The 21,728-nt window shown below is 43.3% G+C and carries 22 protein-coding genes; 20 read left to right on the top strand and 2 right to left on the bottom strand.

Annotated elements, in window-relative coordinates; translation table 11 throughout:
- The first annotated feature begins 10 nt into the window (after nucleotides 1–10).
- On the top strand, nucleotides 11–3,832 hold the full coding sequence (locus tag C1I38_RS06575) for a PAS domain S-box protein (RefSeq protein WP_119774657.1): 3,822 nt from the start codon (nucleotides 11–13) through the stop codon (nucleotides 3,830–3,832).
- Nucleotides 3,833–3,888: 56 nt separating this feature from the next.
- On the top strand, nucleotides 3,889–4,299 hold the full coding sequence (locus C1I38_RS06570; protein ID WP_119774658.1) for a response regulator: 411 nt from the start codon (nucleotides 3,889–3,891) through the stop codon (nucleotides 4,297–4,299).
- Between the two features lie 13 nt (nucleotides 4,300–4,312).
- Here the strand turns inward: C1I38_RS06570 and carB are convergent, their stop codons facing one another.
- The gene (gene carB, locus C1I38_RS06565) at nucleotides 4,313–7,537 is read right to left on the bottom strand and encodes a carbamoyl-phosphate synthase large subunit (RefSeq protein ID WP_119774659.1); all 3,225 of its coding nucleotides are present in this window, start codon (nucleotides 7,535–7,537) and stop codon (nucleotides 4,313–4,315) included.
- A gap of 442 nt (nucleotides 7,538–7,979) precedes the next feature.
- Between carB and C1I38_RS06560 the strand changes: the two genes are divergently transcribed.
- The gene (locus tag C1I38_RS06560) at nucleotides 7,980–8,174 is read left to right on the top strand and encodes a hypothetical protein (protein ID WP_119774660.1); all 195 of its coding nucleotides are present in this window, start codon (nucleotides 7,980–7,982) and stop codon (nucleotides 8,172–8,174) included.
- Between the two features lie 85 nt (nucleotides 8,175–8,259).
- Here the strand turns inward: C1I38_RS06560 and lexA are convergent, their stop codons facing one another.
- On the bottom strand, nucleotides 8,260–8,886 hold the full coding sequence (lexA, locus tag C1I38_RS06555; protein ID WP_119774661.1) for a transcriptional repressor LexA: 627 nt from the start codon (nucleotides 8,884–8,886) through the stop codon (nucleotides 8,260–8,262).
- Nucleotides 8,887–9,072: 186 nt separating this feature from the next.
- Here lexA and C1I38_RS06550 point away from each other — a divergent pair, with 186 nt between their 5' ends.
- The 17 genes from C1I38_RS06550 to C1I38_RS06475 all read left to right on the top strand — a co-directional run bounded on the left by C1I38_RS06550 (nucleotide 9,073) and on the right by C1I38_RS06475 (nucleotide 21,722).
- Complete coding sequence (locus C1I38_RS06550) at nucleotides 9,073–9,612, top strand: hypothetical protein (protein ID WP_243103624.1); 540 nt, start codon at nucleotides 9,073–9,075, stop codon at nucleotides 9,610–9,612.
- Nucleotides 9,613–9,746: 134 nt separating this feature from the next.
- Nucleotides 9,747–10,292, top strand: coding sequence for a sigma-70 family RNA polymerase sigma factor (locus C1I38_RS06545; protein WP_119774662.1), 546 nt, complete (start codon nucleotides 9,747–9,749; stop codon nucleotides 10,290–10,292).
- Between the two features lie 117 nt (nucleotides 10,293–10,409).
- Nucleotides 10,410–11,117: a M23 family metallopeptidase gene (locus C1I38_RS06540; protein WP_119774663.1), complete on the top strand. Its 708-nt coding sequence runs from the start codon at nucleotides 10,410–10,412 to the stop codon at nucleotides 11,115–11,117.
- 10 nt (nucleotides 11,118–11,127) lie between these two features.
- Nucleotides 11,128–11,559, top strand: a complete 432-nt coding sequence (locus C1I38_RS06535; RefSeq protein WP_020492192.1) for a hypothetical protein — start codon at nucleotides 11,128–11,130, stop codon at nucleotides 11,557–11,559.
- Between the two features lie 262 nt (nucleotides 11,560–11,821).
- Entirely contained in the window at nucleotides 11,822–12,259 is a 438-nt protein-coding gene (locus C1I38_RS06530; protein ID WP_119774664.1) for a DUF6838 family protein, read from the top strand.
- A 97-nt stretch (nucleotides 12,260–12,356) separates the two neighbouring features.
- A complete protein-coding gene (locus C1I38_RS06525; RefSeq protein ID WP_119774665.1) occupies nucleotides 12,357–13,421 on the top strand; it encodes a phage tail sheath subtilisin-like domain-containing protein in 1,065 nt (354 codons plus the stop codon).
- A 43-nt stretch (nucleotides 13,422–13,464) separates the two neighbouring features.
- Complete coding sequence (locus C1I38_RS06520; RefSeq protein WP_119774666.1) at nucleotides 13,465–13,911, top strand: phage tail tube protein; 447 nt, start codon at nucleotides 13,465–13,467, stop codon at nucleotides 13,909–13,911.
- 291 nt (nucleotides 13,912–14,202) lie between these two features.
- Complete coding sequence (locus C1I38_RS06515; protein WP_119774667.1) at nucleotides 14,203–14,607, top strand: XkdN-like protein; 405 nt, start codon at nucleotides 14,203–14,205, stop codon at nucleotides 14,605–14,607.
- 23 nt (nucleotides 14,608–14,630) lie between these two features.
- Nucleotides 14,631–14,759 (top strand): hypothetical protein, encoded by a 129-nt coding sequence (locus C1I38_RS14360; RefSeq protein WP_020492197.1) that lies wholly within the window; start codon nucleotides 14,631–14,633, stop codon nucleotides 14,757–14,759.
- Between the two features lie 121 nt (nucleotides 14,760–14,880).
- Nucleotides 14,881–15,786, top strand: a complete 906-nt coding sequence (locus C1I38_RS06510) for a hypothetical protein (protein WP_119774668.1) — start codon at nucleotides 14,881–14,883, stop codon at nucleotides 15,784–15,786.
- A gap of 20 nt (nucleotides 15,787–15,806) precedes the next feature.
- Nucleotides 15,807–16,436, top strand: coding sequence for a LysM peptidoglycan-binding domain-containing protein (locus tag C1I38_RS06505; protein WP_119774669.1), 630 nt, complete (start codon nucleotides 15,807–15,809; stop codon nucleotides 16,434–16,436).
- Nucleotides 16,433–17,386, top strand: coding sequence for a hypothetical protein (locus C1I38_RS06500; RefSeq protein ID WP_119774670.1), 954 nt, complete (start codon nucleotides 16,433–16,435; stop codon nucleotides 17,384–17,386). Before C1I38_RS06505 ends, C1I38_RS06500 begins: the two co-directional genes overlap by 4 nt.
- Nucleotides 17,387–17,404: 18 nt before the next feature.
- Nucleotides 17,405–17,752 (top strand): DUF2577 family protein, encoded by a 348-nt coding sequence (locus C1I38_RS06495; protein ID WP_119774671.1) that lies wholly within the window; start codon nucleotides 17,405–17,407, stop codon nucleotides 17,750–17,752.
- Nucleotides 17,745–18,179 (top strand): DUF2634 domain-containing protein, encoded by a 435-nt coding sequence (locus C1I38_RS06490; protein WP_119774672.1) that lies wholly within the window; start codon nucleotides 17,745–17,747, stop codon nucleotides 18,177–18,179. The genes C1I38_RS06495 and C1I38_RS06490 overlap by 8 nt, the downstream gene beginning before the upstream one ends.
- Entirely contained in the window at nucleotides 18,166–19,233 is a 1,068-nt protein-coding gene (locus C1I38_RS06485; RefSeq protein ID WP_119774673.1) for a baseplate J/gp47 family protein, read from the top strand. The genes C1I38_RS06490 and C1I38_RS06485 overlap by 14 nt, the downstream gene beginning before the upstream one ends.
- Complete coding sequence (locus tag C1I38_RS06480) at nucleotides 19,230–19,805, top strand: putative phage tail protein (RefSeq protein ID WP_119774674.1); 576 nt, start codon at nucleotides 19,230–19,232, stop codon at nucleotides 19,803–19,805. The genes C1I38_RS06485 and C1I38_RS06480 overlap by 4 nt, the downstream gene beginning before the upstream one ends.
- Before the next feature lie 33 nt (nucleotides 19,806–19,838).
- Nucleotides 19,839–21,722 carry a hypothetical protein gene (locus tag C1I38_RS06475; RefSeq protein WP_119774675.1) on the top strand — a complete coding sequence of 628 codons (1,884 nt, stop codon included), beginning with the start codon at nucleotides 19,839–19,841 and terminating at the stop codon, nucleotides 21,720–21,722.
- The last annotated feature ends 6 nt before the right edge of the window (nucleotides 21,723–21,728 follow it).

The following is a 21,728-nucleotide window of genomic DNA, read 5'->3' as shown; positions in this document are numbered from 1 at the left end:
ATAAGGGCCAATGAATAAAAGCAAAAAAAGCTACAATGTCACAACAAATGAAATGGCGTTAGCTTTGGCATGTATTGGAGATGGTGTCGTGTATACGGATCATCTGGGAACCATTTTATACATCAATGATTCCACTGCCAAGCTTTCGGGCTGGCTTCCGGAAGAGGTTCAGGGCAAAACATTTGAAGAAGTCTTTCCGGTGATTAATAATGAAACCAAAGAAATAATGGATTCTCCGATCGAGCTGACCATTAGGAAAAAGAAAGCTCTGGGCTTAAAAAACCATTCGGCATTGATCAAAAAAGATGGCCAAATCATCTGTATTTCGGCAAGCAGTTCCCCAGTGATCGAACAAGACGGTGAAGTCAGAGGGGTCATCTTTGTTTTCAGGGACATCACTAGAATCAAAGAAATTGAAAACAACTATAAAAATGAAGCAGAAAATTTTAGGACGATCTTTTATTCGTCCCCGGTCAATATGGTCATTGTCGATGAGCAGACATACATCAGCCACGTAAACAATGCGGCGCTCAAATTGATGCATGTGCAAGAACAAGATGTACTTGGTAAAACATTCGGACAGGCTTTCAAATGTGCAGTCGGCTTTGAAGATCCCAGGGGCTGTGGCTACGCAGTGAAATGCAAACAGTGTGAGATTAAACGTGCCGGCTTGCGGGCACTAAAAAACAATGAATCTATCGAGGGGCTTGAGTTCTCCCAGACATTTATTCTTGGCGGCAAAACAAAACAATTATGGTTCCAAGTCAGCATCTCTCCGCTGATGGTAGACGGCAAAAGAAATATTGTAATAGCCTTAAATGATATCACTGAAGAAAAAGTACTGAAAACGTCGTTGGTAAAGTCCCACGATTTTCAGCTGAAACTGTTGGATTATTTTCCGGTTTCCATATGGCGTTCCGCAGAAAAAGAAATAACTTACGTGAACAAAAATCTGCTGGATTTTACGGGTATGAGTTTTGAAGAGTGTATGGGCAGTAAATGGTTATCAGCTTTACATCCAAAAGACAGAGCCGCTTATAAAAAAATTATAAAAAATGCACAAGCAAATCAGACATCTTTTGAATATGAGCTTCGCCTAAGACATTATGACGGGGAGTATCGATGGTGTCTCAGTTCCGGCGGCCCATACTATGACCTTGAAGGTGAGTATGCCGGACTAATCGGTATTATTCTGGACATCACCGACAGAAAAATTGCTGAAGACGCTTTAAAACGCTATCAACTGTTGTCGGAGAATGCCAGAGATATAATCCTGTTCGTTTCACAGGATGGGAAAATTCTCGAAGCCAACAAAGCAGCTTTGAAAGCTTATGGCTATGATCATCATGAGATTGTGCAAAAAACAGTTTTTGATTTTGCAGAAGATGTAACGTTTGCCAGAGAACAACTGAAGATTGCCGTGGAAAAAGGACTCTTTATCGAAACAAACACGAAACGGAAAGACGGAAGTATAGTTCCTGTTGAAGTGAGCGCACAGACCACGATGATCAATGGTCAACAGGTATTGTTGTGCGTGCTTAGAGAAATAACCGAACGTAAAAAAATTGAAAAACAGCTGCAGGACAGCGAAACACGTTATCGGAATTTATATAACAATGTTACGGATGCAATCTATATCGTTGAAATTATTGAGAATGACGATCGGATCGGGAAAATAATTGAAGTCAATGATATTACCTGTCAAAGACTTGGTTATACGAGAGAGGAACTCTTTCAGCTATATCTGCCGGATATCGTTAAATACGATACGAAAAATCAAATTGAACAATTGGAAAAGCTGATACAGCAGGGATTCGATACAGCCGAACATGTGCATGTCACTAAAGACGGAAGGGAGATCCCGGTTGAAGTCAGTGCACATCTGATAAATACTAACGGCAAAACATGCATATATTCCCTGGCGCGGGATATATCCGAGCGGAGAGCTTCGGAGCGGGCGCTAATCGAGAGTGAAGAAAAATTCCGAAGCGTCTTTGAAAATGCCAAAGATGCCATTTTCCTGGAGCAAGTCAATGAAAAAGGTGAAATCACGATTGTCGAAGTGAATGAAGTCGCCTGCAAAGGACTCGAATATACGCGGGATGAGCTGATCGGACATTCGCCAAAGATAATCTCTAGAATAGGCAAAGCGGAAGTGGATATATTAATGACTCAAGTTCGAAATTATCAAACCTATGTGTTTGAAGATATCCATATTTCCAAAAATGGCAGAGAAATTCCCGTTGAGATCAATATACGGCAATTTAAACTTAATCATATAGACTATCTCATTCTCATTGCACGGGATATTACGGAGAGAAAAAAGAATGAGGAAATATTTATCAAGGCCAAAGAAGAAGCTGAAGCTGCGAATCGGGCCAAAAGTGAATTTCTCGCCAACATGAGTCATGAGATCCGGACGCCGGTGAACGGCATTAACGGAATGATTGATTTAACGCTGGCCACGGACTTGAATCCTGAACAACGGGATAACCTCGAAACGGCCAAAATCTGTGCCAACTCCCTGTTGGCGTTAATCAGTGATATCCTCGATTTTTCCAAGATTGAGGCCAGGAAACTCGTTGTTGAAAACATCAATTTTGACATGCATGATCTGCTTGAGAAGAATTCGAAGGTGCATACGCTACGGGCCAGTAAAAAGGGGCTTCAATTAACGTATGATCTCGATCCTAGCATCCCGAAGTATCTGATCGGTGATCCGAATAGACTTAGGCAGGTCCTAAATAACCTGGTTGATAACGCGATAAAATTCACGGATACCGGTAAAATATTTGTCACTGTAAACGACGTTCTGAAGACAGATCAGGACATTGAACTGAAATTTGCTGTTCAGGATACCGGAATAGGTATTTCCGAAGAAGATCAGACCTTCCTGTTCAAAACATTTACCCAAGTCGATAGTTCTATTACCCGAAAATATGGCGGAACAGGCCTGGGGTTGGCAATTTCCAAGCAGCTAGTCGAGCTAATGGGTGGGACCATGCAGGTAAGCAGTCAAAAAGGAAGAGGAAGCACGTTCTATTTTACGATCAAATTTAAAATAGGAATAAAAAGCAAGACGGTACCGTTCCTTAGACCTGACATCAGCCCAATCATCCGGCCTTTGCATATTCTTCTTGCTGAAGATGATGAGGTAAGTCAAGTCTTTCTTCGCCGCATGCTGAAGGAAAGGGGCCATCAGGTCGATACTGCAGACAATGGTTTGGAGGTCCTGGATCTTTTTAAGAAAAAAAAATATGACCTGATCCTGATGGATATCCAGATGCCCGTGATGGATGGGATAGAAGCAACGAAGATTATCAGAGAATCTGAAGGCAGCCGAACCCATACACCAATTATTGCAGTATCTGCCTATGCGTTGCAGGGTGACGAACAAAGGTTTCTGGCGATGGGAATGGATAGTTATCTGGCAAAACCGATTGACATCAATGGTCTGATGGAAAAAATTAGTTTTGTGGGTCGAGACCGGCAAGAGTTTCCGGATAAGGTTGAGCTTGGGGACCATGGCGAAATTATTTTTACAAATAAATCTGGGAATAAAGACACTGAACATTATACTTCGGTAATGCAGGAAATCGAGCATTGCGTTAAAGAACTCGACGATCATTTTGAGAGCATGCAATATGAAGCCATAGAATCGATTGCCAATCGGCTGAAAAACCTGTGCAATCAGATCGAAGCAGATGAATTAAAATTCTGTGCTTTTAAAATCGAATTGGCGAGAAGAAAAAATAATATTGAGGATGAGATTGAGTACTTCAGCTTATTTAAAGAAGCGTATGATGTTTTTAAAAAGTCACTTAGCAATTAAGTTATAAGCTATTAGGCAATGAAGTACGAAATAACGACGTAATAGGAGGGATTGGGATGTTAAAGATACTCATAGCTGAAGATGATTTAGCCAGCAGAAAATATTTGTACAAATTATTATCAGAATATGGTGAGTGCGATCTGGTTGTTGACGGACTGGAAGCAATCGATGCTTATCTGATGTCGCTTAAGGAAGAGAGCCCTTATGAGCTGATCTGTCTTGATGTCATGATGCCGAAAGTTGATGGAGTCAGGGCGTTAAAGGCTATTCGTGATCTGGAAATACAAAAAGGGGTTCCACGTGAAAAACAAGCCAAGATCATCATGACGACCGTTCTGGCTGAATCGGATTTTGTGCAAAAGGCCTTTGAATATGGGTGTGACGCGTATGCATCCAAACCCATTGATTCCGTCAAATTTCTGGAAGTCATGGAAAAGCTAAAGCTTGTGAAGAATAAAAATTCTTAATAGGACGCCTGCGTTACCCTTTAATTTCGGCATGGTATTCCTGCAGGGACTTTAAGGTTATTCCAGATGCGCCATTCGCGTCATAGGCGGCAATGCCTTTGACGCTTGCCGCGGCAGCGGTCATCGTGGTGATATACGGGACCTTATACTTGATTGCCGCTTTGCGGATATAGGCATCTGCATGTTTGCTGCGTTTGCCGGACGGCGAATTGATCACCAGATGGATTTCCTTGTTGGTGATACTGTCCACGATGTTCGGACGGCCTTCATACAGCTTCTTGATTCTTTCGGCTTCGATTCCGTTCTGCAGCAGGAATTTGTGGGTCCCTTCTGTAGCCATGATCTTAAAGCCGGTCTGAGCAAAACTCCTGGCCACCTCGAGTGCGGCAGGCTTATCGTCGTCATTGACGCTGATCAGCACAGTACCTGATTCCGGCAGCGGGGACTTGGTTGCTTCCTGTGCTTTGTAGTAGGCTAGACCAAACGAATCGGCCAGGCCGAGTACTTCGCCGGTCGAACGCATTTCCGGTCCGAGTACAGGGTCAACTTCGGTAAACATATTAAACGGGAAAACTGCTTCCTTGACTCCGAAATAAGGTACTGTTTTGGAAGTCAAGTTTTTAACGGATGTTTCCTTACCGTCATTGACAGCCATCATAATTTCGGTCGCAATACGGGCCATGGAAATATTACAGACTTTGGACACGAGTGGTACGGTCCTTGAAGCTCTCGGATTTGCTTCCAAGACATAAACCTTGTCGTCGGCGATTGCATACTGCATGTTCATCAGCCCGATAACGTTCATCTCTTTGGCAATTTTTTTCGTGTATTCCACAATCGTTGCGAGGTGCTTTTCAGGGATGCTGATCGGCGGAATGACGCAGGCCGAGTCTCCAGAGTGGATACCGGCCAGCTCGATATGTTCCATGACGGTAGGTACAAAAGCATCCTTGCCGTCCGCGATCGCGTCGGCCTCCGCTTCGATCGCATTGCTCAGGAAACGGTCGATTAGAATCGGCCGGTCGGGCGTCACGCCTACCGCAGCTGCCATGTAACGGCTTAGCATCTCTGCGTCGTGAACAACTTCCATACCACGTCCACCCAGAACAAACGAAGGACGGACCATCAGAGGATAACCAATCCGGTCAGCGATAACAAGCGCCTCTTCCAGGTTGACGGCCATTCCGGATTCCGGCATCGGAATATCCAGCTTTTCCATCATCTTACGGAACAAATCGCGGTCTTCAGCCAGCGCGATGGTTTCCGGGGTTGTGCCGAGAATCTTGACACCGGCTTTTTTGAGCTCATCTGCAATGTTCAGTGGGGTCTGGCCGCCAAACTGCACGATTACGCCAAGTGGTTTTTCTTTTTCGTAGATGCTCAGGACATCTTCAACGGTAAGTGGTTCAAAATATAGTTTATCGGAGGTATCGTAGTCCGTAGAAACCGTTTCGGGATTGCAGTTTACGATGACAGTCTCATAGCCAAGATCACGCAGCGCAAAGGCGGTATGCACGCAGCAGTAGTCAAACTCTATGCCCTGACCGATGCGGTTCGGTCCGCCACCGAGGATCATTACCTTTGGCTGGTTGCTGCTTGTGGTCTTGTCGGGAGCATTATAGGTAGAGAAATAATAGTAGGCATCTTCAACGCCACTTACTGGGACAGCTTCCCAGCCTTCCACTACCCCCAGAGCAACTCTCTGTTTACGAATTTCCGCTTCACTTAAGTTTAAGAGCATTGCAAGGTAACGGTCTGCAAAGCCGTCCTTTTTGGCCTGAGTCAGCAGTTCATCCGGCAGCTTTTGGCCGCTGTATTTTAAGATCTCTTCTTCCAGCATTACAAGTTCTTTCATTTGCTGCAGGAAGTAAGGCTTGATATAGGTCAAAGCGTACAGATCATGGATATCTGCGCCTTTGCGCAGCGCTTCGTAAAGGATAAACTGACGCTCGCTGGTCGGTTCGGCCAGCATGGCCATCAGTTCTTCCAGAGACCGCTGATGGAAATCTTTCGCAAAGCCCAGGCCGTAACGGTTGATCTCGAGAGAGCGAATGGATTTTTGCAGCGCTTCTTTGTAGTTTTTCCCGATACTCATGACTTCACCGACGGCGCGCATCTGAGTTCCAAGCTTGTCCACTGAACCCGGGAATTTTTCGAAGGCCCAGCGCGCATACTTGATAACAACGTAGTCGCCTGAAGGTGTGTATTTGTCCAGAGAGCCGTCTCTCCAGTACGGGATTTCGTCCAGGGTCAGCCCTGCCGCCAGCATGGAAGAGATCAGCGCAATCGGCAAACCTGTTGCTTTGGAGGCCAATGCTGAGGATCGGGAAGTACGCGGGTTGATCTCAATGATGACAACCCTACCGGTCTTCGGATCATGCGCAAACTGCACATTGGTGCCGCCAATGACTTCAATGGCTTCGACGACAGAATAAGAATATTTTTGCAGGCGCTCCTGAAGCTCGGGACTGATCGTCAGCATTGGGGCCGAACAAAAGGAATCGCCGGTGTGGACACCAATTGCATCAATATTTTCAATAAAACATACGGTGATCATCTGGTTTTTGGCATCACGGATGACTTCAAGCTCGAGTTCTTCCCAGCCAAGTACGGATTCTTCCACCAGGATCTGACCGACCAGGCTTGCGGCAATACCGCGGCTCGCAATCACGTTCAGTTCTTCAGCATTGTAAACCAGACCACCGCCGGTTCCGCCCATGGTGTAAGCCGGGCGGATAACCACCGGATACCCTAGTTCCTGGGCAATCGCTTCAGCCTCTTCTACGCTGTAGGCTGCTTTACTGAGGGGCATTTCAATACCGAGCCTGTTCATGGTTTCTTTGAAAGCAATTCGGTCTTCACCACGTTCAATCGCATCCAGCTGAACACCAATGACTTTGACGTTATACTTCGTAAGAACGCCTGCCTGATGCAGCTCGGAGGAAAGGTTCAAGGCCGACTGACCGCCCAAATTTGGCAGCAGGGCATCGGGACGTTCCTTGGCGATGATTTTCGTCAGACTTTCAAGGTTTAATGGTTCGATATAGGTGACATCAGCAATTCCGGGGTCTGTCATGATGGTGGCAGGATTGGAATTGACCAGTACGATCTTGTAGCCCAGTTTGCGAAGCGCTTTACAGGCCTGGGTCCCCGAATAGTCAAACTCGCAGGCTTGTCCAATCACAATGGGACCTGACCCAATAATCAGGATACTATTAATATCGGTCCTTTTTGGCATGTTGTATTTCCTTTCTTTATAAAAAATAAAGCTGAAATCCTCATAGCCATTTTATCAAAAAAAAGAGAATAAGATGATTCTTTTTATAAAGAATTATGTATTCTATATACATAATAATTATTAATCACCAGGATCTGGCAACCGGTTAAACGTCAACGCAGTATTTGATCTTAGGACGAAAGTACTATCCTAAGGTCATTTTTTTATGAAAATCAAGTATTTCTACAATTTTCGCAGGAAGTAAATGGTATAATTACTTTTACTCATTAAGATTTTGAGCCAAATACGAAGGGAGGAGATACATATAAATTTTTAGTCAATTTCAACATGAAGATCTGTCTTAACAAAATTGACATTAATAAAAAAGTTATAGCTTCACGGCAGTAAAACCATTAATATTTCCTTTCATGGTCTTCTTTTACATCAGGAGGAGGAAATTATTATGAAGATAAGAGTTTGGATCATTGACTGCATGGGGGAAAAAGCCAGACTCTGCCTGTCTGAGGATGACAATACACCGGAAATATTAGCAGGACCAAAAGTCTTTGAAAATAAAAAAATGCTTGTTGAAGCAATCATCTATACAAAAAAGGAAGCAAGAAAATACTTATCTAGAAATAAGCCGATGGATCAATAGTAAACGGCTTATTTCCCAAGCAAAAGACTTCGTTTCAAATTAAATGAAACGAAGTCTTTTGCTTTTTCATTCTTCTTTTGCTTTTTTAAAAAATATCTTTGATAACTTTGAACACAACACCAACAATTTCAACATGATCAGGTTCTAACGCTCGGTAGGCAGGGTTGGCCGGTTCCAGCGTAATTCTATCATCAACCTTGTAGAACCTTTTGCAGGTTACTTCTTCCCCGTTGATCCTAGCTATCACTGTCTGTCCGTTTTGGGCGGTTTGCTGTTTTCTTACCAGCACGAGGTCGCCGTTATTGATTTCTAAATCAATCATAGAATCGCCTCTAATCTTCAGGGCAAAGACCAATTCATCTTCACGGACAAACGAACGGGGAACAGGCAAATAATCTTCAATGTCTTCAAAAGGAATGGCTGGGGTTCCGGCGGGGACTCGGCCGACAATTGGAACCATAGCAAGATCAGGAATAGTATGTCCGTTATTAAAATTTGGCAGTTCGTTCATCGCAGGGTTATTACCCAGCAGGCTATCCAGAGAGACCCCAAAGAAATCAGAAATTTTTTGCAGAAATTTATAATCCGGTTCTCTTAAACCAAGTTCATACAAAGACAAAGCTGAACGCGACACTTCCAGGTGTAAGGCCAACTGGTTCTGCGTAATTTTCTTCGTCCCACGCAAATATTTTAAAGTTTCACCAAAATCCACATCATCACCTCTAAGAAAATATTCTACTCTACAATGAGTAGCAATTCAATAGGACAAAATGTAAATAACAACATAAAATTCCAAAAATATAAGTTGACTGCTACAAAATGTAGCAATATAATTAATATACGCTTTGAATTGGAACGTAAGAACATTTGGTTCCGGACAAAAAAGGGGTGTGAAGTTTTGCGGAAATCACAGATAACAGACACAGAGGATATGCTGAAAAATTACTATCGAAGCTTGAATGAATTGTGGGTGAAAAAGGGGATTATTAAAAACCTTAGAAAAAATGCTGAGGAGATCAGAAATATTTTGCTGGATGTCAATGAACTGGTACCCTCTAAAGGGATCGTTGCACGATATATGGCTGTTTCAGGCGGTTGTATGTACGTTTGCGATAGGACTGCGCAAAACTATTATGAATTTACTTCATCCGTAGAAAAATTTGAGAAGAGATTAGCTGCGTTGCTGCACCGCAGTGCCAAACTGAAGATTCAGATCATCTATCTTGAATCAGCCATTGAAGGGATTACTTATGTCTTAAGTTTACTTGACCCTGTTGACCGGACAATATGTGAGAAGTGTTACGGTCTTAAGGAGCACAGCAATCTTCAAATTGCCAAAGAACTTCGAATGGACGAAAAAACAATTCGGTGCAGAAGGAAAAAAATTAATCAGAAGCTCAGTCTTTACCTGCAGGACCGTTTGTGTGTGAATCAATAATCAGACGATGCAAAGAGATTTCCGAACTTTTTCCTGGCTTTTGCCGAATTAATCCTTGAAAATAACGTATGCTTGTTACAGTGGAAGTATTCTCCATAAAGAACATACACGAACAACTGGAGAGGAGAGTGAACATGAACGACACCGCTATGAAAGGTATGGAAGCCGCCTTGCAAAGCTATTACCGGAAATTAGATGAACTGCAGGTCAAGAAAAGAGCTTTGGAAGCAGTGGAAAAGAATGCCGAAGATATCAGAAGAATATTATTGGATGTAAATCAGCTTATTCCTTCCAAAGGAACAGTTTCGAGCTATCGTCCCGTCCTGGGAGGAGGAAACGGCCTGATCTGTGATCCAACTGCGCAAGCTTATGCGGAATTTACACGCTCCATGGAAAAATCGCAAAGGGAGCTTGTGATTTTGCTTGAAAAAAAGATTAGGCTAAAAATGGAGATCATGCATCTGGAATCTTCCATTGAGGGGATTGGTTTTGCGCTAAACTTGCTGGATCCCGTGGAACGAATGATTTGTGAACAGTATTATGGTTTAAAAAGAAAAAGTAATTTGCAAATCGGACTGGCATTGAATATGGACGAAAAGACCATAAGATATCGCCGGAAAAACATTAACCAGAAACTTAGGGATTATTTGAAAGTAAAACACCTTGTTAAGTCCGGCTAATCGCACAAGAATGAGACAAGCCACATATTAATGTATAAGACCTGATACTTTATGAATATTTATCTAATGAAGGACAGGTCTTATTTTCTTTGGTCTATCGGAAAGGTGGGAAAGCGGATGATGCCTTTAAAATCAGCAAGCGTATCTTACCCCTATGGTGTCAGAAACAGTGTATATGGTAAAGGTTATCACCAGGGAATTGATCTGATTTCAGAAAATAAAGTGATATATGCTGTTGTTGCAGGCACTGTCATTAAGGCAGCCTATGCCGGTGGTCAGGGTGCAGATCCGACAGGGTGGGGAAATTACGTTATCCTGAGAACCAGGAATGGCAATTACGATCTGATCCATGCCCATCTTGCCTCCATGAAGGTGACCCGCGGACAGACACTCAATGAAGGAACCATTCTCGGTATGATGGGCAGAACCGGAAACACCACCGGCCCTCATCTTCATTTTGAGGTCAGGAGAGCGCCGTGGACAAACAATCATGAAATTGATCCAGCTGTGTTTCTAGGGATGGAGAATGAAGAAGGGCCTGTAAAAAGTCTTTCTGCGAATTCAAGTGAGGAGGGAAAAAAGATGGTTCAAAATATCATTTTATGTAATCCGGGTCCGGATGAGAGAGCAGCAGCTTATCTGGCAGATTATCTGAAGGCACCGGTATGTTACCTTGCGAATGTGACAAAAGAGTTTATTGACTGTGCAGAAAAAGTTTATGTGATCGGCAACAATTATCAGGTAGTAGCAAAATCAATCAATATCATCGGCATGGATCGCTACGATACCTGCCAAAAAGTGCTTGATCTATGTAAAGGAAAGTAAGGAGGAAGTTATGGATACGATTACGTTGCCCCAGACTTTTTTTACCCTGCAGGATCTTTCATCACTCGGTGGTACAGTAATTGCTGTCTACGTCATTGTATCTTTCCTGAAAGATTACCTGAAAATATTGGGAAAGAGAATTTCCAAAGACGGGTCAGGGGACTGGATCGTGCGTCCGTCCTCTGTCCTGATTTCCTTCCTGATTATTATTTGGACACTGGTCATTCGGGAAGAAGTTAGTGCTGAAAACATTGGACTGGCCGTCATTAATGCTTTTCTTGTTGCGTTGATCGCCGGAGCCGCGCATGACTATATTGTGGCTCCAACGAAGGAGAAAGCTGTTTTGCAGGCCATGGATAAAGAGAATTTGAGAAATAATCTCGAAAACCAAGGATCATCTGAGGCAAAAAACATATCTAATTCAAATAACATATCTGGATAATAAGGTTTTTAACGGATAAAGTTTTCCGAACTTTTTCCGGTTATTTGCCGATTTTGAAGCAAGATTTCGGGTATGCTGAGTACAGTGAGAATCACACCAAACATAGTTTGGTAACTTAATTGGAACGTCCTTGTAAGGGCGTTTTTATTTTAAGTATTAAAACGGAGTGCTGGAAACGGCGGGTACGATGCAATCCAGAAGGCAGGGAGGGGCCGGGGTGCATAAAATATAGATTTGGTGGAAAGGAGGTAAGAACAAAAAAATGCAAGCAATCATTGATGCGGTCAGCAGTCTGGTCCAGACCGCTTATCCGGATTATGACATCTATCTGGAAGAGATACAGGAAGGCTTTAGCAGACCTTCTTTTTCTGTGGTCTTTATTCAGGAAACACAGACAGATAAGAACCAGCGTTTTTATGCCCGAAACATTATTTTATATGTCATTTTTAATGCGGCGTTGAATGCCAATAACAACCCTGACAAAGCGATGCAGTATACAGTCTACGAAAACATCCGGGAGTTATTCAGCAGCGGTTTCTTCAGTGTCGGGGATAGGAAAATCAAGATCCGGCAAATCACCGGAGGACCGAAAGGAAAAGAAATTTATCTTGGATTTAACCTTGATACCACCGAAAGCAGACCGGAGCCTTCCGGACAGGCTGAGCTAGCCGGAAGTATGCAAATTCAGTTTGATATGTAAACACGTTTTTGAGAGGGTATAAACGTTTTTAATTGTAACCTGTTTTAATTAAAGTAGTCAGATTAATGAAATTGGAAATAAAAAGGAGGCAAAAAATATGCCATTACCCAAAATCAACATTTTGTTTCAGGAGGCTGCAAACACAGCCATCCTCCGAGGAGAGCGCGGAATTGTGGCGCTAATCCTGAAAGATAGTGTCCACAACGGAGCCAATGTCTACGAAACGAGCAGTGATATTCCCGCAGATCTCAGCACCGCGAACAAGGAACAGCTCCAGCTGGCCTTTACCGGCGGGGTGAATCCACCGCTGAAGCTGTTGGTCTATATCCTACCAACCACAGCCGAGAATTACACGGATGCCCAGACCTATTTGGAAGGGTCGCAATGGAACTATCTAACAGTCCCTGGGATCAGCTCGGTTGATGCCGCTTCAATGGCAACCTGGCTCAAAGGCTTAAGGGACACGCAGAACCTCAGAGTTAAAGCCGTTCTGCCGAATGCGGCTGCCGACCACGAAGGAATTATCAATTTTGCCACAGATAGTATCGTGATCGGCGGATCCACATACAGCGCGGCAAATTACTGCTCCAGGATTGCTGGGATTTTGGCAGGAAATCCGCTTTCAATCAGTTCGACGTTCCAGGTCTTGTCCGAAGTTGACGATGTTCCGCATTTAACAAACAGTCAGTTTGACACGGCGATCGATGCCGGGAAACTGGTGCTGATGAATGATGGAGAAAAGGTGAAGATTGCGCGCGCTGTCAACAGTCTGACTACGACGACTGCGGATAAAGGTGCAGCCTTTAAGAAGATTAAGCTTGTGGATATCATGGATATGATCTATGCCGATATTAAGAAGACCACGAATGATGCGTATATTGGGAAACTGCCTAATACCTATGACAATAAATGCCTGCTGATTACCGCGATCCGGGCCTACTACGAATCTCTGGAAAATCAGCAACTGTTGGACCGTGGAAAAAATTCTGTCGATATCGACATTACTGCCCAGAAAACTTATCTGCAGTCCGCCGGGGTAGATACCAGTACGATGACAGATCAGCAAATCAAAGAGGCCAATACCGGAGACAAGATCTTCCTTTCCGGACCGATCAAAATCGTGGATGCGATCGAAGACTTTGAACTGAAAATCAGCATCTAGTAGATAGATATTTATTTATAAATAAGAAAAGGGGAGAAAAATTATGGCACTGAGTCCCGATAGAATTATGAACGGAACCCATGGCGAAATTTGGCTGGATGATGAAAAGGTGGCTGAATGCAGCGGCCTTCAGGCCAAGATTAATCTGATGAAAAGTGATGTTCAGATCTGTGGCCGAATGGCAAAAGGATATAAGGTCACCGGATGGGAAGGCAAAGGAAGCCTGAAGCTTCATAAGGTTTCCAGCCGGATGATCAATAAGATCGCGCAGGACATCAAAAATGGCAAGGGAACCACCTGCACGATTGTTTCCAAGCTGGCCGATCCCGATGCCTATGGTTCGGAACGTATTGTCCTAAAGAACGTGATGTTTGACGAAGTGTCCCTGGCTGACTGGGAAGCAGGAAAAAACGGTGAGGAAACGATCCCGTTTACCTTCAGCGATTTTGATTTGCTGGATGTGATTGATCCTGCGCTGGTTCAAGCGTAGAAAAATTTTGTTAGTTTTTTCAACAGTGATACATTTGTTTTTTTTGGGTAGTCACCGTAATGGATGGCCGCTTTCGGTCGTTGTGTCATCCTTGACACAAAATCCCGCGCTTCGCATCGTGCTCCGCTTGACGCTGGCCATCCATTACGGAGACTCAATCAGAGGTCAGTGCAAGCTGTACTTTGAAATTCCGGCTAGAAAAGATTTGCATGCTCAGCTACCGCGCCAACGCTGGGCAAGGCTTATCTTGGGTGTCGGAAAGTAAAATAGATATGAAAGGAATTAAAAAAAATGAATACATTGGAACTGCTGTTAAAAGCAGATACAGATCAATTCAAGCTTCCAATTCGGAAAGTTGAAATACCAAGACTCTCCGCCTTGTTTGGCGGTCAGGCGGTATTTACCTGTCAAGCGTTATCGCCGTCTAAATATAATGAAATCCAGGAAGCCGCTGCTGACTTTACCAATAGCCAGATTCAGGGGATCGACATGGGAGAAGTCCAGATGGCCACGGTACTGGCAGGTGTGATTGAGCCGAATTTAAAAGATAAGGAGCTTATGGCCCATTTTAAAGTTCCCACACCGGCTGAGCTAGTAAAAAAACTGCTGCTTCCGGGTGAGATTGTAATGATTTTCAATGTTATTTCCGAAATTAGCGGCTTCGGAGACGACGTGATTAAAGAAATAAAAAACTAATCAGCACGGATGGCTGGGCAGAAATGCTGTACTACTATTGGGTAACCAAAGGCATCCGTCCATCCGTGCTTGCCTCGCTGCCGTATGGAGAAAAGCTTGTAATCAGGGCGTTTTATGAGAAGGAGATTCGGGAATTAAAAGTTGAACAATAAATAATACCTTGGATTATCGAGGTTTATGCCAGAAAACGAGTACTCTTGATGCTAAAGTTTATTTATTGTTAAAAATATTATTAAATGCTTTATAAGAACAATTGAAAGCTAGGTGATTATTTTGCAAGATACAACTTTAAGGGGGAATTTTTTACAGGAATTAAGCAAAGGTCAGAAATATCGCAGTAACCTAATAAATTCTAATCCATATTTTAATCGCTATGCGTTATACAATAATATTGAAAACCAAAAAAATAAATCTCCTTCTCAAAAAAAACAATCTAAACCGACGCATCTAGGCAGCTTTATCATTGATAATATACAAAGAATGTATTCTATTTTTGACGATTGGCTTTCTGAAACCGCTTTAAAAGAACTGAAAAAATCCCAGAAATTTTTTGTGAAAGGTCATACTAAACCGTTAACTATTCTTCCACAAATAATGTATGAGATAGCTACGGCAAAAAAGGAAAAAGGCACACTTGGATTTAAGGACAAACTTGAAATTTTCGGAAAGGTTGGATTGAGCTCCATATTTGAAGGGATTTTTTCAAGTTTAGTAAAACAAATGATAAAACAAATTCCCAAAATATTAGTGGGGAGACTGGGAACGCTAGGTGCTTCCCTTGGGTTTGCAGGGTTATTAGGCAGCCTTGCAGTGAATCCCTTAGCGCTAGCGGTTATATCAGTTGTTGTCGGATCAATTGCTGCAACAATAATAGATAATTTGCTACAAAAACTATTTAATTCAACAGGGATAGGAGTTGTTGGTCAAGGGAAAAAAAATAATACGAAACAATTTGCCATCGGCATCCCCCGCGTCCCTTATGATAACTATCCTGCCCTCCTGCATGAAGGCGAATCTGTTCTGACCAAAAGAGAAACCAACAATATACGCTCAGGTTTTGGTTCGGTCAGCATCGCTAAACTTTCGGACACGATCATTGTTCGTGAACAGGCCGATATCGACAGGGTCGCTAATGCCCTTGTCGGTAAAATTAAGATGGCAGCTGTAAATATGGCTTAGCAGTAGGGAGGTAAATCACATTGGAATTTTGGCTCAAGAACTACAATAATACAGAGACACTGCAGCTTCCGATCCCGCCGTCCTCCTTTGATATTACTCAGGGCAATCTGAATACAACAGTTAACATACAGGATGCAGGGGAAATCAACCTGATCGGCAAAGAAAAGCTGGCGACAATCACCTTGAACTCTTTCTTTCCCAAGGAAGAGTATTATTTTTGCCAGTATAGCGGATTCCCGTCTCCTTATGACTGTGTTGGTCGCATTGAAAGCTGGAGGAAGTCTGGGAAACCGGTCAGACTGATCATTACATCAACGGACATCAATATTTCGGCGTCCATTGAGAGATTTCAATACGGCGAAAAGGGAGAAGGTACCGGAGATGTTTATTTCATACTTGAACTGAAGGAATATCGGCAAATCACTGCGCAGACGGAATCAACAACATCTTCGACAAGTCCATCGCAATCCCAAAACTCCAGATCATCCGACAGAAATGTGCCCCCATCCTACATCGTAAAATCAGGAGATACTTTGTGGGCTATTGCTAAAAGGTTCTATGGCGATGGAGCAAAGTATCCAACTCTGGCAGCGAAGAACAACATCAAGAATCCAAATCTGATCTATGCCGGGCAGGTGCTGAAGCTATGAAAATCTATTTGATTGAACCCAGCCAAAGGACCGACATCACCCAGCTAATCAAAAAAATTGTCTGGAGCGGAGATGAAAAACAAGCAGCCCGAAAGATGGAACTTGAAGTGACCGCCTCAACGGATGAAAACATCCCGAAAATAAGCTTAAGCCCGGGCAACATGCTCAAACTGTTGGATGATAACGGAGTTGAGCTGTTTGCAGGGGTTATTTTTTACCAGGAAAGATCCAGGTCAAACCATATGATCCGCGTGACGGCCTATGACAGCTTAATTTACTTACTTAAATCTAAAGCAACCTATAACTTTAAGAAGACTACGGCTGAATCGATTGCAGCCAGGATCGCCAGTGATTTTGTTCTTTCAGTCGGGGAACTCAAGAAAACCGGTATCATCCAAAACCTGCTTGTCAATGCGCAAAGTCCGTATGAGATTATTACAGCGGCTTATACAGCAGCGGGCAAGCAAAACGGCAAAAGATACAACGTCCAAATGCAGAATGGAAAGTTGTTTGTACTCGAAAAAGGGACGATTACAGCGATTACAGCATCTCTAGTTATTGGGTCGAATCTGAATATTACGGATGCCACTTATTCTGAAAGTATTGAAAATATGATCAACCGGGTCATGATCTATAACGATAATGGAGACAGTCTGGGTAAAGTCGAGAGCCAAGAATGGATGAAGAAATACGGTGTTCTTCAGGAAATTTATCAAAAGGAAGCCGGCAGCGATCCAAAAACTGTAGCGAAAAGCATGCTGAAAGGATTGGAACGGAACGGAAATATTTCCGTCCTGGGGAACAGTGAATGTCTTACCGGTAAATCAGTAAAGATTCTAGAACCGTTTACAGGACTCAAGGGGTTGTTTGAAATCGCGACGGATGCCCATACCTGGCAGGATGGCAGCTATATGATGGACCTCGGGCTGAAATTCAGCAATATCGAATAAGCAAACAGGAGGATCAACATGGAACCAAAAAACCCCTATTCAGAACTGGTAATGCTTATACAGGATCAGGGATCAAAGTATAATCCACCCTATATCTGTATCGGCCAGGTGACAAATCCACCGCCGAAGCTCCGGATTAAAATGGGGGACCTGCAGCTGGATTCAGAAAACTTGCTAATGTCCGATGTCCTTCTTGATCATGACCGTCAGGCTATCCTAACCACAACCGAAGGTTACGGCGAAACGACGGAGGGCGTACTTCAGATTGAGAGTTGTCTGCAAAAAGGTGCTCTGGTCGCTTTACTTCCTTTAGAAAGAGAGCAAACCTATATCGTCTTAAGCAAGGTGGTGAGCCCAAATGGGTGAATCAATTTTCCCATTTATTCTGGAAACAGTTACAAAGGAAAATTCCACAGCAAGCAATCAAACAACCATACAGAGGGAGTACGCCTGGGATTTCGACCGCGACTGTTTTCAATTGGTCGACGGAAAGCTAAGCACCGTAACCGGGCAGGATGCAGTGAAAATCTGGGCGATGAAAGCCTTGCGGGTACCAAGATGTAGATATCTGGCGTACTCCTGGGATTACGGTCACGAACTGGAAAACCTTTTTGGCCAAAGTCTGAGTAAAGAGGCGACCCTGAGTGAAGCAAAACGGTACATCTCTGAGGCTTTACTTGTCAATCCAAACATTACAGAAGTAAAAAATCTTAATGTTAATTTGGAGAATGCAACATTAAAAGTTACATGTGCACTCGTAACAGATTATGGAGAGGTGAATGTCGTTGTTTGAAGCACAAACTTATGAGGAAATCCTGCAAAGGCTAAAAAGCAAAGTACCTTCCGAGATAGATACTACGGAAGGCAGTTTTATTCATGATGCTTTGTCCCCTGCAGCGTTGGAAATCGCCCAGCTGTATACCAGTCTGGATTTAGTTTTGACTCTGGCTTTTGCACAGACGACCAGCGGCCAATATCTCGATTACAGGGCTGGAGAACATGGGCTGACCAGAAAGGCTGCTGTAAAGGCAGCCGGAATCGTCAAAGTCACAGGGAATCCGGGTGTAGCAATCGGCCAGGGAACAATCTTTTTGACCGACGGTGGAATTGGATTTGAATCGACCAAGGCAGCAGTTATCCAGGACAATGGGTCAGTCGATATTTCTGTTCAGGCAGCGGAGGAGGGAATCACAGGCAATGTTCCTGCAGGGGCAGTCAAAACATTGCAGGTTGCTCTTCAGGGGGTCACGGAAATCACGAATGAAAGCGCGATAACCGGAGGGACAGATCAGGAAAGCGATGAAGACCTTCTTTCCAGGCTGTTGCTGAAAGTACGGAATCCGGCGACGAGCGGCAATGCAGCACATTACCTGCAATGGGCCGGAGAGGTAAGCGGAGTCGGCGATGCCAAGGTTTTTCCATTGTGGGATGGAGCCGGGACCGTCAAGGTAGTTATCGTGGATTCGGAGAAAATACCGGCTGAAGCAGAGATAGTGGTAGCCGCAGCGGCGTATATTGAGTCAATGAGACCAGTCGGGGCCGAGGTGACGGTTGAATCAGCTGCCGGAGTCGATATCAATGTGGCGGCGACTGTCACCCTCGCAGAAAACTATACGCTCGGACAAGTGACAGATTCTTTTCGGGCACTATTGACGGATCACCTGAAAGATATCGCTTTTAAACAGGATTATGTTAGTTTTGCCAGGATCGGCAGTACACTGCTCGAGACCCCCGGGATATTGGACCATACCGGACTTATGGTTAACGGAGGAACAGCGAATATTGCGATCGGTATTACCTTTGATAACTGCCAAGTCGCAGTAGCTGGGACGGTGACGCTGGCATGAGTGACCGGATAACCATCGTCAAATCCTATCTTCCTAACTGGCTAACGGAGAAGGAGCCGATCAAATCGGTATTGGAATCCTTTGGACGGGATACCGGCCTGGCGGAAGACGCTGTCAAGGATGTCCTTTCCCAATGTTTTGTTGATACGGCGACCTGGGGCATCAAATACTGGGAAGAGTATCTTGGAATTTCTGTAAATGAAAGCAAACCGTTAAGCTACAGGCAGAGTGTTGTTAAAGCCAAACTTAGGGGTGCCGGTACGACCACAGCTGCGTTAATCGAAGCAACGGCCGAAAGCTATCAAAATGGGAATGTCGATGTCCTGGACCTCCCAGGGCAGAACAAAGTGCAGATCAAGTTTGCCGGTATTTACGGTATTCCCCCAAATATGTCCGATTTTCAGCCAGCGATTAATCGGGCCATTCCAGCGCACCTCATGGTCGAGTATCTGTATACGTATCTGACCTGGTTAGCGTTGAATGGGGCAGGGCTAAGCTGGGCTGAGCTGGATGCAGCCCAATTCACCTGGGCGAAATTTGAAACCTGGAATCCGGAGCAGGAACCAATCTGAAATGAACAATAAAGGACAAAGGAGCGAAGAAGAATGCCGGAATATACGACTCAATTTAACTTACCGAAATCATTGGCCAATGAAAACGTCAGTTTGGCCGCACATAATAGTTTGGTGGAGGCAATTGATACCAATATTGGGAATGCGTTAGCGGAGCATAAGGCGGATTATGTATACCAAACAGCAGGAGGAACGGCTACAGCAATTACTCTTACAAACGTAATTTTGGAAGATGGACACCCCAAAACATTTATTGCTTCAGCAAATAATAATGGAGCTGCCACAACCATAAACAACAAACCGTTATACAAGCCTAACACTACAGATACACCAAGCCTTGTCACTGGCAAGGCTTATACCATTTGGTACGATGAAATCGGTGACTGTTTTTTTATCAAAGCTAGTGGTGAGGGAACTGCCGTTGTCAGTCACGTACTAGCCGGAGATACATTTACAAATGACAACGGAACTTATACAGGAACTATGCCCAACAGAGCTGGAGAAACAGCCGCACTTTCTAGTGCTGTTTCTGGAACAACCTTAAAATTGCTTGCTTCAGAAGGGTACAGGGATGGTGTGGATGACAAGGTAACAATAACGGATGCTGATTTTGTGGCGGCAAACATTAAGGCAGGTGTATCTATATTTGGTGTAACAGGAATGCTTCCAGAACCGCTTGGTAGTATTATTGGTAGTTATGAGGTTACAGACAATACGATTGAGACTGGTGATTTGGTCAAATTTATCAATGAAAAAGCGTCTCCCGTTAGCGCAACTTATCAAGTATCAAACACTGTAGTTAATTCAGCATATTCACAGGCAATAAGCGCAGTTTTAATTGACGATTATAAAATACTTGTGTCCTATGTTGAACAATTAAGCAGCTACACTATGAAAGTTGTTGTTTTAACAATAACGGGTTTAACTGTAACTGTAGGCACTCCGGTGACAACAAGCGTCGCTTATTGCCTCGGTACATCACTAGCAAAACTGGATACAAATAAAGCTGTTCTCTTGTATTTTACACAACCAAATAATTATTATGTATATGCAAGAGTAATAACGGTTTCAGGTACAACGCCTACACTTAATACCGCGTTAAACTTGTATACAGATGGCACATACATGGCAAGTAGTTTAAGTCTTAGATTAATAGACACAAACAAGTTAATTTGCAGCTGGGCATATAATACAACCGTTGCAACGTGTACATTGAGTTGTACCGATACAACATTGACAAATGGAACAATCTTTAATTCTGCGACAGACGGTTATCAAGGTGGCACAACGCTTAGTATATTATCAACAACAAAAGCCTTGTTAATATATGAATCGTTTGTGTCAACAACTTACTATATACGAGCAAAAGTTTTAACGGTATCTGATACAAGTATATCAGGAGGAACGGCAGTTAATATTGACACTCACACCGCCAGTTTTAATATACTTGATCGTGGCTCACTTCCTTTAGATTCTAGTCGCGTTATATTTGCTTATAAAGATGTTAGCAATAGTAATTACGGTACAGCGGTTATTTTAAGTATTTCTGATACGAATATTATAGTTAATACATCTGTTGTTTTTGAAAGTAGCATGACAGTTCAAGACCTTGCTATTGCATTATTTGATACTAACGTTGTTAGGGTAACTTATGGTTATACAAGTAAAACAATTTTGTTTATTATAAATAATGTGACAATTAGTGTCGGAACTGCAAGCACATACACAACAAATAGTACATCTATGGAAATCCTTATTAAAATGCAAAGTGCAAAATATTTTGTTGTTATTAGAAATGACAGTAGTAATAACGGTTATTTGACAGTTTCCGATATAACTTTCATTAAAAAGGGTGAGGGTGTTGCTGTAAATGGCGGTACGATTGGACAGACAATTACATGTTACGATTGGAGGTAATTAAAT

Origin of the sequence: Dehalobacter sp. 12DCB1, from assembly GCF_004343605.1 — a bacterium.
In the GTDB taxonomy this organism is placed as follows: Bacteria; Bacillota; Desulfitobacteriia; order Desulfitobacteriales; family Syntrophobotulaceae; genus Dehalobacter.
Note: the sequence above shows the minus strand (reverse complement) of the source record. Positions and strands in the feature narration are given on the sequence as shown.